The sequence below is a fragment of the Stenotrophomonas sp. KH_052 genome, assembly GCF_057838755.1.
This window is the reverse complement of sequence record NZ_CM174475.1, coordinates 2,013,094-2,026,653: the sequence shown is the minus strand read 5'-3', so window position 1 is coordinate 2,026,653 and position 13,560 is coordinate 2,013,094. Positions and strand designations below refer to the sequence as shown.

At 66.0% G+C, this 13,560-nt stretch carries 15 protein-coding genes; 9 read left to right on the top strand and 6 right to left on the bottom strand.

Features of this window, described 5'->3' with window-relative positions; all coding sequences use genetic code 11:
* Both AC3ITW_RS09475 and AC3ITW_RS09470 read right to left on the bottom strand, forming a co-directional pair.
* Entirely contained in the window at positions 1 to 1,035 is a 1,035-nt protein-coding gene (locus tag AC3ITW_RS09475; protein ID WP_489390274.1) for a DUF418 domain-containing protein, read from the bottom strand.
* On the bottom strand, positions 1,032 to 1,622 hold the full coding sequence (locus AC3ITW_RS09470; protein ID WP_489390273.1) for a TetR/AcrR family transcriptional regulator: 591 nt from the start codon (positions 1,620 to 1,622) through the stop codon (positions 1,032 to 1,034). The genes AC3ITW_RS09475 and AC3ITW_RS09470 overlap by 4 nt, the downstream gene beginning before the upstream one ends.
* Positions 1,623 to 1,765: 143 nt before the next feature.
* Here AC3ITW_RS09470 and AC3ITW_RS09465 point away from each other — a divergent pair, with 143 nt between their 5' ends.
* On the top strand, positions 1,766 to 2,191 hold the full coding sequence (locus AC3ITW_RS09465) for a DoxX family protein (RefSeq protein WP_012510850.1): 426 nt from the start codon (positions 1,766 to 1,768) through the stop codon (positions 2,189 to 2,191).
* Here AC3ITW_RS09465 and AC3ITW_RS09460 read toward each other — a convergent pair.
* Together AC3ITW_RS09460 and AC3ITW_RS09455 are read right to left on the bottom strand one after the other, a co-directional pair.
* On the bottom strand, positions 2,164 to 2,967 hold the full coding sequence (locus AC3ITW_RS09460) for an APH(3')-II family aminoglycoside O-phosphotransferase (protein WP_489390272.1): 804 nt from the start codon (positions 2,965 to 2,967) through the stop codon (positions 2,164 to 2,166). The two genes, AC3ITW_RS09465 and AC3ITW_RS09460, sit on opposite strands and share 28 nt — an antisense overlap.
* A gap of 41 nt (positions 2,968 to 3,008) precedes the next feature.
* A complete protein-coding gene (locus tag AC3ITW_RS09455; RefSeq protein ID WP_006362676.1) occupies positions 3,009 to 3,512 on the bottom strand; it encodes a DUF2938 domain-containing protein in 504 nt (167 codons plus the stop codon).
* Positions 3,513 to 3,567: 55 nt separating this feature from the next.
* Between AC3ITW_RS09455 and AC3ITW_RS09450 the strand changes: the two genes are divergently transcribed.
* Genes AC3ITW_RS09450 through AC3ITW_RS09440 form a run of 3 tightly spaced genes read left to right on the top strand, consistent with a single transcriptional unit; the run spans position 3,568 to position 5,742 of the window.
* The gene (locus AC3ITW_RS09450; protein WP_100434524.1) at positions 3,568 to 4,233 is read left to right on the top strand and encodes an ArsR/SmtB family transcription factor; all 666 of its coding nucleotides are present in this window, start codon (positions 3,568 to 3,570) and stop codon (positions 4,231 to 4,233) included.
* Between the two features lie 35 nt (positions 4,234 to 4,268).
* The gene (locus AC3ITW_RS09445) at positions 4,269 to 4,997 is read left to right on the top strand and encodes a GNAT family N-acetyltransferase (RefSeq protein WP_180889731.1); all 729 of its coding nucleotides are present in this window, start codon (positions 4,269 to 4,271) and stop codon (positions 4,995 to 4,997) included.
* 28 nt (positions 4,998 to 5,025) lie between these two features.
* Positions 5,026 to 5,742 carry an SDR family NAD(P)-dependent oxidoreductase gene (locus AC3ITW_RS09440; RefSeq protein WP_006362652.1) on the top strand — a complete coding sequence of 239 codons (717 nt, stop codon included), beginning with the start codon at positions 5,026 to 5,028 and terminating at the stop codon, positions 5,740 to 5,742.
* Here AC3ITW_RS09440 and AC3ITW_RS09435 read toward each other — a convergent pair.
* The gene (locus tag AC3ITW_RS09435) at positions 5,736 to 7,247 is read right to left on the bottom strand and encodes an MFS transporter (protein ID WP_489390271.1); all 1,512 of its coding nucleotides are present in this window, start codon (positions 7,245 to 7,247) and stop codon (positions 5,736 to 5,738) included. The genes AC3ITW_RS09440 and AC3ITW_RS09435 overlap by 7 nt on opposite strands.
* A gap of 119 nt (positions 7,248 to 7,366) precedes the next feature.
* Here AC3ITW_RS09435 and AC3ITW_RS09430 point away from each other — a divergent pair, with 119 nt between their 5' ends.
* The gene (locus AC3ITW_RS09430) at positions 7,367 to 8,269 is read left to right on the top strand and encodes a LysR substrate-binding domain-containing protein (protein WP_448122863.1); all 903 of its coding nucleotides are present in this window, start codon (positions 7,367 to 7,369) and stop codon (positions 8,267 to 8,269) included.
* Between the two features lie 63 nt (positions 8,270 to 8,332).
* Positions 8,333 to 10,279 (top strand): EAL domain-containing protein, encoded by a 1,947-nt coding sequence (locus tag AC3ITW_RS09425; RefSeq protein WP_065723051.1) that lies wholly within the window; start codon positions 8,333 to 8,335, stop codon positions 10,277 to 10,279.
* Here the strand turns inward: AC3ITW_RS09425 and AC3ITW_RS09420 are convergent.
* The gene (locus AC3ITW_RS09420) at positions 10,276 to 10,887 is read right to left on the bottom strand and encodes a TetR/AcrR family transcriptional regulator (protein WP_012510843.1); all 612 of its coding nucleotides are present in this window, start codon (positions 10,885 to 10,887) and stop codon (positions 10,276 to 10,278) included. The two genes, AC3ITW_RS09425 and AC3ITW_RS09420, sit on opposite strands and share 4 nt — an antisense overlap.
* A 104-nt stretch (positions 10,888 to 10,991) precedes the next feature.
* On the opposite strand from AC3ITW_RS09420, the gene AC3ITW_RS09415 reads away from it, so the two are divergent.
* The 3 genes from AC3ITW_RS09415 to AC3ITW_RS09405 all read left to right on the top strand — a co-directional run bounded on the left by AC3ITW_RS09415 (position 10,992) and on the right by AC3ITW_RS09405 (position 13,548).
* Complete coding sequence (locus AC3ITW_RS09415) at positions 10,992 to 12,068, top strand: MBL fold metallo-hydrolase (protein WP_100468276.1); 1,077 nt, start codon at positions 10,992 to 10,994, stop codon at positions 12,066 to 12,068.
* Positions 12,069 to 12,290: 222 nt separating this feature from the next.
* Positions 12,291 to 13,034 (top strand): SDR family oxidoreductase, encoded by a 744-nt coding sequence (locus AC3ITW_RS09410; RefSeq protein WP_100468275.1) that lies wholly within the window; start codon positions 12,291 to 12,293, stop codon positions 13,032 to 13,034.
* Positions 13,035 to 13,050: 16 nt separating this feature from the next.
* Positions 13,051 to 13,548, top strand: a complete 498-nt coding sequence (locus tag AC3ITW_RS09405) for a DUF1097 domain-containing protein (RefSeq protein WP_012510840.1) — start codon at positions 13,051 to 13,053, stop codon at positions 13,546 to 13,548.
* Positions 13,549 to 13,560 lie beyond the last annotated feature (12 nt).

Here is a 13,560-nt window from a genome sequence, read left to right as displayed (position 1 = left end):
CTAGCCTGCGATGCGCCGCATCACTGCCTCCAGCGGACCGCGCGCAAACTGCCATGACCACAGCCACGCCGCAGCGGTCGCGAGCATCAGGAACAGCAGTGCCCATAGCAGTACCGAGGCCAATGACGCGCTGCCGTCCAGGAGGCCCAGGCTTTCCAGCGTGCCCATGCCCAGCAGGATGTGGCCGACATACAGGGTCAAGGTCATGCGTCCCGCCGCCGTGAAGGGTTCCAGCCAGTCACCCGGGTGTACCCGCGTGAGCCACAGGCAGGCGGCAATCACACTGCAGGCCGCGCCCGCCCCGGTCAGTACATAGGCAGGACCCGGCGGCATCGGCTGCGTTCCCAGCCATGCCTGCCACGGCGTTCCCTGCGCCAGATGCTGCACACCATGGCCGGCGCCGATCAGCAGCAGGCCCAGCACCAGCAACCCGCGTTGCACCCGCGGCTGCGCCAGTGGCATGCGCGCCAGCAGCATGCCCAGCAGGAAGAAGCACAGCCATGGCATCAACGGGTGGAAACCGTTGAACAACAGGTTTCGCGCCGCACCCGGCCACTGCCACAGGCCGGCGTACTCCAGCGTCTGCCAGTTCCAGCCTTCGCTGTAGTTCCAGTGCAGCAGCGCCCAGAACGAAACCAATGCCAACGCCACGATGCTGGCCAGCAGGATGCGCGGCGATGCTCGCAGCCACAGCACCGCCAGCGCGAAGTACACCGCGTAGTAGTGCAGGATATCGGCCGGGAACAGGGTCAGGTTGAGCAGGCCCAGCACCAGCAGGAACACGGCGCGCCGCCAGGTCTGCACGCTGGCCTGCCACCAGGGCTGCCGCTGCGTTGCCAGCACCAGGCCCAGCCCGGCCAGGGTGACGAACGTCGCCGAGGCCTTGCCTTCCAGCAGATGGAAGAAGCCTGCCAACCAGCTCGTACCCTGTGCAGGCACGGCCATCGCCAGACGGAAGTTGACCAGCACCATGCCGGCCAGTGCGAGGTAACGCGCCAGGTCCAGCCCGTGCAACCGCCGGTCCACGGTGCTCATGCACGCGCCCCCAGCAGCAGCGCGAGCAGGCCAAGATCCAGCGATGCATCGTCGGTGCCATCGGCTTCGCCCAGTCCCCGACGCAGCGCATCGCTTTCGATCGCATCCAACAGCACCTGCGCCTGCAGCGCCGGGGCCAGCGCGGGTCGCCGCCGCTCGCGCCGCGCAACACGCTGCAGGGCATCGCCCAGCGCCTGCTGCAGCTGCCTGCGGTTGGTCGCAAAGGCCTCGGCCACGGCAGGGTTGCGTGCACTCTCGGCCAGCACCTCGACCGCAAGTGTTGCCCATTCCGGCTGCCGGCACAGCGCATGGAAGTCCTGCAGGAAGGCCATCACCTGTGTGCGTTCGCCATCGGACGCGGCCAGTCGCTGCAGCAACGGTGCCAGTTCTTCGCTCTCGGCCACCGCCACTGCAAGGATGATCGCTTCCTTGCCCGGGAAGTGGTTGTAGAGATTGCCCAGGCTGACGCCGGCCGCCTGCGCGATGTCACGCATGCTGGTCTGGTGGAATCCCTTCACGAGGAAGCACTGCAGGGCGGCCTGCAGGATCTGCGCGATGCGTTGCTCGTTGCGGTCGGCTCGGTTCATGGCGAAAATAGTGAACGAACGTTCGTCCAATTAGAAGCTGACGATCCGGCCGAGGTCGGGCTCCGTTCAGCCAGCCTTGACCTCAACTGCGGTTGAGGCCCGATGCTGCGCGGCCTGTCCCACGCTCAACCCGGAGTTCCTGCATGCCACGGATGATCACCACCCTGCTCGACAGCCGCGTGCTGTGGTTCCTCGCCCGACTGCTGTTGGCCGTGGTGTTCCTGTCCTCGGGCCTGGCCAAGCTGCTGGCGTGGGACAACAGCGTGGCCGAAATGCAGGCGGCCGGGCTGCAACCGCCTGTTATGTTCAACATCGCCAGCGCCGTGGTGCTGCTGGGCGGCGCAGTGTGCCTGCTGCTTGATCGCCTGCTCTGGCTGGGCAGCGGCGCGCTGGCGGTGTTCATGCTGCTGACCATCGTCATCGTGCATACCTTCTGGAACAAGCACGGCGCCGAACAGCAGCTGGCCCTGTTCTTCGCGCTGGAACACCTGAGCGTGGTCGGTGGCCTGATCTGCGCGGCCATCGCCAGCCATGCGCGGGCTCAGAAGAACTCGTCGAGCAACCGGTAGAACGCCAGCCGGCGCTCGTCGGCCACCGCGCCGTAGCGTTGGAACAACGGCGCGACCCAACGCGTGTCGCCGAAGTTGTGGACCAGGCTGCGCGCGGCCAGCGCAAGGTCCTGATAGCGGTCGGCCACACCCAGCCGGCCACAATCGATGAAACCACTGAAGCGGCCCTCGGCCACCATCAGGTTGGGCAGGCAGGCATCACCGTGGCTGACCACCAGATCTTCATGTGCGGGCTGGCTGGCGAGCAGCTCGGCAAGCACCTGCTGCGCGCTCTGCCCCAGGCGCTCATCATCGAAATCATCGGCATCGACCAGGCCTGCTTCGGCGCGCGCCACCGCGGCCTGCACGCGCGAGGCCAGGCGCTGATCGAACGGACATGCTGCCACCGGCAACGCATGCAGCCCGCGCAACGCATCGGCCAGCACCTCCATCAGCCGCTGCGGGACGAGTTCCGGCGAGGACGCCAGGTCACGGCCGGGCAGCGCGCTCATCAGCAACCAGCGCCGGCCAGCGTCCTCGGCGGTGGCGATCACCGTCGGCGCCGGCTGGCCCTGCGCCTGCAGCCAACGCAGGCGGGCGATCTCATGACCCAGCTCACTGAAGGCATCGATCACTTCCGATTTCAGGAAGGCATCGGCCTGCCCCGGTCGATGCACGCGGGCGACGTCCGCACGCGAAACCCCGATCGACTGCCGCTCGATGCGCGCGCCGGCCAGCGCTTCGCGCCACGCCGATGGCAACGGCATGCCGTCGCTGCTTGCGTGTGTTGCCTGCATGCCGGGGTGCTCCAGTTGCCGGTGACCCCATGGATTCTCGCTCATTCCGCGCCGACCGCCGCCAACAGCGCGGCCGCAAGATACAGGCCGAGACCGAACACACTGTGCGCCACCAGGCTGCGCATGCGCGCCTTGCCCGGCGCTGGCGTTTTCGATGCCGCAATGCCCGCGCCCATGCCCGGTTGCAGGATGAAGAAGGGCGCGGCCACACTGAGAATGCCGAAGGCCAGCGCCGGCAGCAGGGTCGGTGCACGCACCCAGTCAACGCCGACCACCGCCAGCAGCAGCCCGGCGAAGATCACCCCGATCAGGTAATGCGCGGTCCAGCCCAGCGCGCGTTCACCGCCGACCACCGCCGAGCGGCCGATGCCATCGTGGCGGAAGCGCCCGCGCGGCAGATGGCCCAGCCAGCGGCCCACCATCGCGAAGTCCAACGAAGGAATGCCGAGCAGGCGCCGCTGCAACAGCGCCCACAGATCCATCACTGCGGTCGCGCCCACACCGATCAGCACCGCGTCCACTACCCATGTCGCCAACCCGCTCATATCGCGCACCTTCAATTATTTGCTTGAATGATAGAGCGATGCTAGCGTGCGCCGCATGAACGCCGCAACCGAGCCGCCCCCCTCGCCGCTGGAAGCACTGGCCGAGATCGCCCGCACCCTCGGCCATGCCCACCGCCTGGCCCTGCTGGAACACATCGCCCAGGGTGAACGCGCGGTGGAACGGCTGGCCGAACTGACAGGGCTGTCGGTGGCCAATACCTCCCAGCATCTGCAGCAGCTGCGCCGCGCTGGCCTGGTGCAGACCCGTCGCGACGGCAAGCGCATCCTGTACCGCAGTGGTGATGGCCCGCTGGGCAACCTGATGGCCGCGCTGCGCGACTACGCCGACCACCAGCGCAGCGAAATGCACGATGTGATTGCCGACAGCGTGCTGCGCCGCGATGCATTGGATGGGCTGACGGTGGAACAGCTGCTGCAGCAACGAGACAGTGTGGTGTTGCTGGATGTGCGGCCGCAGGAAGAATTCTCGCTGGGGCACCTGCCCGGCGCGCTGAACATTCCCGTTACGGAACTGCATGCACGGATGGACGAACTGCCGCGTGCCGTCCACATTGTGGCCTATTGCCGCGGGCCCTACTGCGTGCTTTCCAACGATGCGGTGGCGATGCTGCGCGAGGCCGGACTGACCGCGCAGCGGCTCGCCGCAGGCTACCCCGAATGGAAAGCCGCGGGCCTGCAGGTCGATCTACCCCAGCACTGAGTGAGTTGCGTGTCATGGATAGTGAGTTGCGTGTCATGGATGATGTGTTCTCCCCGTTGATCGACAACTGCTGGCGGCGCCTGTTCGCGGGCGAACGAATCCTGCAGGATGACCCAGCGCTGCACATTGCCTGCAGCGACGACCTCGACGAGAGCGAGGACGGCATGCTGCTGCAGCCGGTTTCCGGCCCTGCGCGCGCACTGCTGCGCCCTGCCCTGGCTGAACGCCTGCAACTGCAGGCACGCGCACACTGGACCCTGGAACATCTGCAACAGCGCCTGATCGACATCGGCCAGCGCACGCATGGCGCAGACCGCATTTTCTATTTCCCTACCGCATCCCTGGCGGCACTGGCCGAACACCCTGCTCCACCCCACATCCGCCGTCTCGGCCCAGCCGACGCTGCTGCGTTTGACGTGTTCCAGGCCAGCGCCAGTGAGGAGGATCTCGATGCCGCCTGGGTCGAACTCGAACACTGGCAGGTATTCGGCGCCTTCGACGGCGAGCGGCTGGCCGCTGCCGGCAGCGTGTATCCGTGGAGCCTGGATCCGACGCTTGCCGACATGGGCGTGCTGACCCTGCCGGAGGCCCGTGGCTGCGGTCATGCACGCCATCTGGTGCAGGCCATGGCCCTGTCCGCGCAGGTGTCCGGGCTGCAGCCGCAGTACCGCTGCCAGCTCGACAACATGGCATCGCTCATCACCGCCGAACGCGCCGGCCTGCGCGCGTTCGGTGACTGGGACATCATTCTGGCGGCCGCGTGAGGCCGCCGCAGCACAACAAGGAAGCAACATGAAGTTGATGATCATCGGCGCCAGCCGGGGCCTGGGGCGCGCGTTCGTGGAAGGCCTGTGCGGCCCAGGTGACACCGTCATCGGTGTCTCGCGTACCCGCCCACGCGACATCGCCTGCCCCGAAGGCGTCACCCTGCAATGGATCGAAGCAGACCTGTCCCAGCCGACCGTGGCTGCCGACCACATCGCGGCGCAGGCACCGGCCGATATCGATGTGCTGATCCACAACCTGGGCATCTGGGAAGACAGGGCCTTCAGCGACGCGTACGACTTCCTCGATGAAAGTGATGCGGCGCTCACGCAGCTGGTCGACGTCAACATCAGCGCGACCCTGGTGCTGCTGCAGCGCCTGTTGCCCCGCGTGCTGACCTCGCCGCGTCCGCAGCTGGTGCTGACCGGCTCGACCTCCGCGCTGCCGCGCAGTGGCCGCCCGGAAGTGGCATTCGGCGCCTCCAAGTTCGCCCTCAACGGTATTGCCGATGCGTTGCGCGAAGGCTTCCGCGACCGTCGGCTGGCGGTGACCAGCTTGCAGCTGGGGTATCTCAATACCGACGATGCGCTTTCGGTGCCGGTATCCGAAGCCGCCACACGCGGTGAAGGCGAGCTGGTGCCGGTGCATGACGTGGTGACGATGGTGCGGGCGCTGCTGCAGCTGTCACCGTCCGGCTTCGTGCGCGAACTGGTACTGCCGGCCATCGCCGACCCGCGCTACTGACTGCATCGGCCCGGCGTGGGCTCAACCTCGTCGCGCAGCAGGTACCACAGCACGAGGGCTGAAATTACCGTGGCAGCGGCCAGGATCAACAGCTGGCTGTGGACCGCGCCCAGGTACGCCTGGGCCAGAACCGTTCTGGATACGCCGGGCAGCTCCTGCGCAACACCGGCAAGGTCGCCCATGGACAGCTTGTGCGATGTGGCACGGGCCACGTGACCGACCTCCAGCATCATGCTCCGACTGATACCGGCCGAGAGCATGATGCCGACCACGGCGAGCGCGATTGCATCACCGGCCAATCGCATCGCGTTGAAGATGCCAGCAGCCATGCCTGCCTGCTCCTTGCCGACCACGCTGACCGCAAGACCATCCATGATTCCCCACGGAAGCCCGATACCGATACCGATGGCCAACATCGGCATCCACCGTTGCGGCGGGGACTCGAACACCTGTGCCAGCCACGCGAGACCAGCCGCAGCGATCAACAGACCGGCACAGCACAACGCCCGCGCGGGAATCCATCGCAGCAGATAACCGGACGCCAGCGGAACGACAAGCAATGGACCCGACAATGCTGCCATCGCCAGCCCGGCTTCGGTTGGCCGCAGGCCTTCCACACCAATGAAGCCCGCCGGCAGCATGACCAGCAGCACCACGTAGCAGAACGCGGGCGCCACGGCCAGAATCTGCACCCCGACAAAGCGCCGGTTGCGGAGCAGTTCGAGGTCCAGCAGCGGCGTGCGATGGGACCGCTCCACCGCAATGAATGCTGCCAGCAGAACGACCGAGAGCAGTAGCGGTACAAGCGTCTGCGGATGCAGTCCACCGAACTCTGGAAGCACGATCATCGCGTAGGTGAGTGAACCCAGGGAAAGCGTGAAGGTTGCCGCCCCCAGCCAATCCAACCGGGGCGAGCCTGAATTCTTCGATTCGACGGATGTAACGGCGATCAACGGTACGGTCAGCGCGGCCAGCAGCGCGGGCAGAAAGAACACCCACTCCCAGCCCAGGCCATCGATCAGCCCGCCGGCCAGCAAGGGCCCGCCCGCAGCCCCTGCGCCGAAGGTGGTCCCGATCAGACTGAACACCCTGGCCCGCGCCTGGCCGTCGAACACCTGTGCCAACGACGCCATCGCGCCGGCAAACGCTGCCGCCGCGGCCATTCCCTGCAGCAGCCTCATGCCATTCATCCATGCCACATCGGGCATCAAGGGAATCAGGCCGGTGACGATCGCAAACAGCAGGGCACCCAGGATCCAGATCCTGCGCCTGCCGTACAGATCGGCCAATCCACCGGCCACCAGCGTCGTACTGCCGTAGGTCAGCAGATAGGCGTTGATCATCCAGGACAGCTCTGTGGGAGACCCGCCCAATGCAGCACGTATCGCAGGGATGGCCACCGCGGGGCTGGCGATGCTCAGTGGAATGATGAGGGCGGTCAGGCAGCCGGCAAGGACCAGCCCCCGAGCGGACGATTCGGCAGCCCGCGAATAGGGAACAGACATGTGGATGAAGCTTCAGCATGGCCAAGCGCCATGGGATTGATGCTATCGACGACATGATTCTGGAAAAATCCCACATCAGGTCCATACTTTCATGACACCAACGTCATCAATCACCGATCATGGACAGCCTTGCCGGTCTCAGTCTCTTCGTTCTGGTCGCCGAGGCGCGCAGCTTCGCGGCCGCAGCACGACAGCGTGGCATCACCCCTTCGGCGGCAAGCAAGACCATTGCCCGACTGGAGGAGCGCCTGGGAACCCGCCTGCTGAATCGCAATACCCGCAGTGTCAGCCTGACTGCCGAAGGCGAGCAGTTCCTTGAACGCTGCCGCCGCATCATGGTCGAGGTCGCGGCCGCCGAGCGTGAGTTGACCGATGCCCACGCCGCGCCCAGCGGGCGCCTGAAAGCAAGTCTTCCTCTTGTAAGCGGCCTGATGCTGCCGCTGCTTTCCGCATTCGCGCACCGCTTTCCGGCCATAGAACTGGACCTGCACTTCAGTGATCGTCTTGTCGATGTCATCGAGGAAGGCTTCGACGTCGTCGTTCGGACAGGCAGTCCCGCCGACTCCCGGCTGCACGGCCGCAACCTGGGCAGCACCCGGCTGCTCTGCGTGGGTGCCCCTGCGTACTTCGCGAACCGAGGCACGCCACGGCACCCGGACGAGCTGGGCGGCCACGCATGCCTTCTCCATCGTTTTCCCGGCACCGGCCTGATCGAGCGATGGCCGCTTCAGGCAAACGCTGCAGGCCAGGACGTGCGGCTGATGCCTGCAATGACCGCCAATCATCTTGAGACAATCCTGCACATGGCCATTGATGGCCACGGCATTGCGTGCCTGCCCGACTTCGCCACACGGGACGCGCTTGGCAACGGTACGCTGGTCAGCATCCTGGACGAATGGACCACCGAACAAAGCACCTTCTGGGCACTCTGGCCAAGCCATCGTCATCTGCAACCGCGCGTGCGTGTGTTCGTCGATTTCATGGCCGGCCACCTTCTCCCTGAGGGCGGCGGTCACAATTGAACCTGCGAGCTGCTGCGACTACCCTGCTCGTCATTGGCCGTCGGTCACAGGCGGGAACCTGCTATGGATGCGCTTTCACGGGTCTCGGCCCAGGTCCTGGACAGCGCCCTGCCCAGCCTGCCGTTGTACCTGCTGCAGGCCACGGCGGTGATCGGCATGATCGGCGTACTGCTGATCGCCACCCGCCGCTCCGGCCACGCTATTGAAGGCCGCCGCCTGTATGTAGGCGTAGCACTCGGCCTGATCTACCTGTTCAACGCCTGGTTCGTCGCCGGCTACACCCAGGGCGTGGTCAAGCTCAACCTCGGCTTCGACGTCCTGCTGATCAGTGGCCTGCTCGGTGGCTGGCGCGGCGGTCTGGCCTGCCTGGCCGCCAGCCTGCTGGCCCGTTACCAGTTCTCAGGCACCCAGTACTTCCTTCCCGCCAGCATCGAAGCCACGTTGCAGGTGATGGCCGGCATCTGGCTGCGCACGCGCCTGCACCCACGCATGCTCAGCGAGCTGTCAGCGCGCATGATCCTGCAGGCATGGGGCGTGCGCATCGCAGTGACAGCGCTGGGGCTGGCGCTGGGCGTGGCCATCATCGGTGCCGCGCAGTTGCCGGTTGCCGAGCTGGCGATCCAGCGCGTACTGGCACTGCCGGTGTCGCTGCTGGTGCTCGGCGCAGTGTTCGCGCTGGTCTACAACGATGCACAGATCGATACGCAGCGGCAGCGTGAGCAAGCCTGGTTGCGCATCGACCCGATCAGTGGCCTGCCCAACATGCGCGCGCTCGGCGAACGGCTGAAGCACTACTGGCGTGACAATGATGGCGTCGGCAAGGCCTGCCTGGTGGTGGCCGAGATGGGCAACCTGCGCGACCTCCGCCTGCGCTATGGGCCGCTGCAGGACAACGGCCTGTGGCGGCATGACAGCACCGACGAAGTGCATCAGCTGCTGCCCTCGCTACCGGCGCACCAACTGGAGATCTACCAGTTCGGCGACGCTGCGCTGGCGATCCTGGTACGTGACACCTCGCTGCCCGAGCTGCGCACGCAGTCGCAGATCACCGATCTGGCCCGCAACCTGGCTGATCTGGTCGGCCGCGACTGGCCGGGCTTCCGGCCACTGTTCCGCTGTGCGGTAGTCGAGCTGAAGCCACCGGCCACTGCCGACGATGGCCATCTCCCGTTCCGCGCGATCACCCTGGCGCTGAGTGCGATCGAGTCGGGCGTGGTGTTTTTCGATGATCCGGTCCAGCGCGACAGCGAGATCGACGCATTGATCGAGCGCGCACTCGAGCACTGGCTGCAGCATGGCGACGCGCCGCTGTGCTACCAGCCCAAGCATCGCCTGCAGGACCGCCAGCTGGTCGGCGCCGAAGCATTGCTGCGCATGCGTGACGGCGAGAACCGCTTGATCGCGCCGATGCGGGTGATCTCGTTGCTGCGCCGGCACGGCCGGCTGGCCGATCTGGAATGGGCCACGCTGCAGTCAGCCATCCAGTTCCTGCAGCGCTGCCATCAGGAAGGCAGCAAGCTGACGATCGCGGTCAATGTTTCCGCCGAATCCCTGCGCCTGCCCGACTTCGGTCTGCGCCTGCAGGAGCTGCTGCAGCTGCACGACATCCCCGGTGCGATGCTGCGGCTGGAAATCGTCGAGTGGACCGAGATCGTCGAGCGCGACGTGGTCGATGCCAACATCGCACAGCTGTTGGCAGCCGGGGTCACCCTGTCGCTGGATGATTTCGGCGCGGGCTATTCGACCCTGATCCTGCTTTCGCAGCTGGCCATCGCCGAGGTCAAGATCGAGCAGGCGTTGATCGCCACGCTGTCCGATGCCAAGTCGCAGTCGATCGTGCGCTTCATCGTCGAAGTCGCGCACCGCTGCGGCGCCATCGTGGTGGCCGAAGGCACTGAAACCCTGGCCCAGGAACAGCAACTGCGCGCACTGGGGGTCGATGTCGGCCAGGGTTATCTGTACTCGGCGGCATTGCCGGCCGACGAGTTCCGCCGCTTCGCTGCCAGCTAGATCGCGTAGAAACCCAGGAACATCGCTACCGCTGATTCGGCCACGCGTGCACGCTCCTGTTCGTTCAACGGCGCCTGACCCATCGTCACCTGCGGCCAGAACGCAAAGCTCTTCACCAGGCCGTGCAGCTGGTGACCGGCGAACTCCGGATCCACCTTGCGCAGCCGGCCGTCGGCGATCGCCGCGCGGATCCAGGCACTCTCGCCACTTTCCTTCTCGCCCATGCGGCAGACGATGGCCTGCGCACGTTCCGGCGAATGGATGATCTCGGCCATTGCCACCCGTGCCAGGTCGATGAAGTTGGCATCGCTGAGCAGTTCCAGCTTCTGCCCCAGCAGCTGCATCAGCTGCGCCTGCAGCGGCTGGTCGGCGCGGTACGGCAGTGCGTCGCTGGCCACGCTGCGCTCCCACAGCTCCTCCAGGATCATCGAGAACAACGCTTCCTTGCTCGGGAAGTGGTTGTAGACGGTGCGCTTGGAGACCCCGGCCACTTCGGCGATGCGGTCCATGCTGGTCGCCTCGTACCCCGCCGCACGGAACTCCTCCACCGCCGCGCGCACGATGGCGTCGCGTTTGCGGTCGGTCAGGCGTTGCGGGGCACGGGGCATGGCAGGAACCAGATAGCTGAACGGATCTGCACATTTTACACCGTTCAGTGTACTTTTGAAAAACACGAAACTACACTGTGCAGTGTACCCAGCGGACGTCACCCATGAAGCGCCTGCTCCTTGTCCTTTTGCTTGGAATCCTCGCCGTGACCGCCTACACCTTCTGCAAGTCCTGGTCCCTCCCCGACTTCCCCGAATCGCCGCAGTACCGCGACGGCAAGTTCCGTAATGCCCTGCCGCGTCCGGCGATGGGCCTGCGCGATGGCGCGGAGATCTGGTGGACGTTCCTGTTCAACAAGCCCAAGGGCACCGTGCCCGCCCACCCCATTCCGGTGCTGCCGCTGGACCGCGCCACCCTGGACGCCGCGCCTGATCGCAGCCTGTTCCGGCTTGGGCATTCCACAATCCTGCTGAAGCTGCGCGGGCAGTACTGGCTGACCGATCCGGTGTTCTCCGAGCGCGCTTCGCCGGTGCAATGGATGGGCCCGGCCCGCTTCCACGCGCCGCCGATCAGCATCGACCAACTGCCGCCGATCGCCGGCGTGATCCTCTCGCACAACCACTACGACCACCTGGACCATGCCGCGGTGATGCAGCTGGCCGGCAAGACCGCGCGCTTCATCGCACCGCTGGGTGTGGGCGACCAGCTGATTGCGTGGGGCGTGGACGCCAGCAAGGTGGAACAGCTGGATTGGTGGCAGTCCACCGAAGCCAGCGGCCTGCGCCTGACCGCCACCCCGGGCCAGCATTTCTCCGGCCGTGGGCTGGGCGACAGCGATCGCAGCCTGTGGGCGTCGTGGGTGATCCAGGACGGCGACTTCCGCATCTTCTTCAGTGGCGATACCGGCTACTTTGACGGTTTCAAGGCCATCGGTGAGAAGTACGGCCCGTTCGACCTGACCATGATCGAAACCGGTGCCTACGACCCGCGCTGGGCGTTCGTGCACATGCAGCCCGAACAGACCCTGCAGGCGCACCTGGACCTGCGCGGCAAGTGGCTGCTGCCGATCCACAACGGCACCTTCGACCTGGCCCTGCACGCATGGCAGCAGCCCTTCGAACGCATCACCGCCTTGGCCGCCGCAAAGAGTGTTCCGGTGGCCACGCCGATGATGGGCGAAGCGCTGGACATGCAGGCGCCTAGCGCCGGCACGCGCTGGTGGGAGCAGGTGCAGCTGTAACCAGCAACCGCCCTTGCCTGGAACCCTCTGCCGCACCCGCCTCGCGCGGGTGTTGCAGCAGGCGCAGCCGCCTCTGGGGGCCCGGACGGGGACCTGCAGCGGGTCGGCCGCCTGATTGTTCGACCATCCGGATAATATTGGCGGATCAAGGGGGATTATCCGTCAGGAAATTACGCTCAGGATGATCGTGCGCCATGTGGGTGCACCTTCCTGGATCTGAACATGAACATCGCTTCCTCAGCCCCCGTTGCCCTTGTCACCGGCGGCTCGCGCGGTATCGGTGCCGCCATCTCCCGCCGCCTCGCCGCCGATGGCTTCTCGGTTGCCATCAACTATGCCGGCCGTCACGAAGAAGCCGAAGCACTGGCCGCCGAACTGATGGCCAACGGCGGCCAGGCCATCGCACTTCAAGCCGATGTTGCCAATCCTCAGGCGGTGCAATCCCTGTTCAATGCCATTGAGGCCCGCTTCGGCGGTATCGATGTGGTCGTGAACAGTGCCGGGGTACTGGAACTCGCTGCGCTGGCCGAAAGCGAAGACGCGCTGTTCGACCGCCTCATCGCCATCAACCTGAAGGGTGCGTTCAATGTGCTGCGCGAGAGCGCACGACGGGTTCGCGATGGCGGCCGCATCGTCACCCTGTCCACCAGCGTGGTCGGATTCAAGCTCGAGCGTTATGGCGTCTATGCGGCAAGCAAGGCGGCGGTGGAAACCATGAGCGCCATCCTCAGCAAGGAGCTGCGCGGCCGCGGCATCACCGTGAACGCCGTCGCACCGGGCCCGACGGCAACGAGCCTGTTCCTGGAAGGCAAGTCAGCCGAACTGATCGACCGGTTGGCAAAGATGAGCCCGCTTGAACGCCTGGGTACGCCGGATGACATCGCCGCTGCTGTGGCCTTCCTGGCCGGTACCGACGGCGGGTGGATCAACGGTCAGGTTCTGCGTGCCAACGGCGGCGCGGTCTGAACCACGGAGAGACGCCATGAATCCGATCCCCGTTTCCCGCAGCGCTTACGCCCTCGTCACCGTGACCGCAGCGGTCACCGCTGCCTTCGCCGCAGCCGGAGCGCTGCATGCCGGCTGGCCAGTGTGGACGATGTTCATCGGTTGGATTGCCTTTTTCACCCAGCTGCAGGGCACGCGCTCCACGATCGAAAACCTGGCCTGCGTCTGGTTCGGGCTGGGCATCGGCGCATTGGCAACACTTGCAGTGGGCCTGCTCTCTCACCCATTGGATCCCTCGTTGGCCGTGCCCGTCGTTGTACTGGTCGTAGCGCTGTGCGTGGTTGCCCTGCGTGGCCTGCCGGTGTTGAACAACCTGCTGGGGTACTTCCTCGGACTGGTCAGCTGGTTCGCGGCCCACCTTGAGCCCTCGCTGGCCCATCTCTCCGAGCTGGCCGCGGCCAGCGCCCTCGGTTCACTGGCCGCCTGGACCGCACACACCGTGCCGCAGCGCCTGTTGGCCCGCGCCCGGCCATGACCCTCTCTTCTT

Coding starts and splice junctions, on each gene's coding strand:
- AC3ITW_RS09475 (WP_489390274.1), bottom strand. CDS start 1,035: ATGAGCACCGTGGACCGGCGGTTGCACGGGCTGGACCTGGCGCGTTAC.
- AC3ITW_RS09470 (WP_489390273.1), bottom strand. CDS start 1,622: ATGAACCGAGCCGACCGCAACGAGCAACGCATCGCGCAGATCCTGCAG.
- AC3ITW_RS09465 (WP_012510850.1), top strand. CDS start 1,766: ATGCCACGGATGATCACCACCCTGCTCGACAGCCGCGTGCTGTGGTTC.
- AC3ITW_RS09460 (WP_489390272.1), bottom strand. CDS start 2,967: ATGCAGGCAACACACGCAAGCAGCGACGGCATGCCGTTGCCATCGGCG.
- AC3ITW_RS09455 (WP_006362676.1), bottom strand. CDS start 3,512: ATGAGCGGGTTGGCGACATGGGTAGTGGACGCGGTGCTGATCGGTGTG.
- AC3ITW_RS09450 (WP_100434524.1), top strand. CDS start 3,568: ATGAACGCCGCAACCGAGCCGCCCCCCTCGCCGCTGGAAGCACTGGCC.
- AC3ITW_RS09445 (WP_180889731.1), top strand. CDS start 4,269: ATGGATGATGTGTTCTCCCCGTTGATCGACAACTGCTGGCGGCGCCTG.
- AC3ITW_RS09440 (WP_006362652.1), top strand. CDS start 5,026: ATGAAGTTGATGATCATCGGCGCCAGCCGGGGCCTGGGGCGCGCGTTC.
- AC3ITW_RS09435 (WP_489390271.1), bottom strand. CDS start 7,247: ATGTCTGTTCCCTATTCGCGGGCTGCCGAATCGTCCGCTCGGGGGCTG.
- AC3ITW_RS09430 (WP_448122863.1), top strand. CDS start 7,367: ATGGACAGCCTTGCCGGTCTCAGTCTCTTCGTTCTGGTCGCCGAGGCG.
- AC3ITW_RS09425 (WP_065723051.1), top strand. CDS start 8,333: ATGGATGCGCTTTCACGGGTCTCGGCCCAGGTCCTGGACAGCGCCCTG.
- AC3ITW_RS09420 (WP_012510843.1), bottom strand. CDS start 10,887: ATGCCCCGTGCCCCGCAACGCCTGACCGACCGCAAACGCGACGCCATC.
- AC3ITW_RS09415 (WP_100468276.1), top strand. CDS start 10,992: ATGAAGCGCCTGCTCCTTGTCCTTTTGCTTGGAATCCTCGCCGTGACC.
- AC3ITW_RS09410 (WP_100468275.1), top strand. CDS start 12,291: ATGAACATCGCTTCCTCAGCCCCCGTTGCCCTTGTCACCGGCGGCTCG.
- AC3ITW_RS09405 (WP_012510840.1), top strand. CDS start 13,051: ATGAATCCGATCCCCGTTTCCCGCAGCGCTTACGCCCTCGTCACCGTG.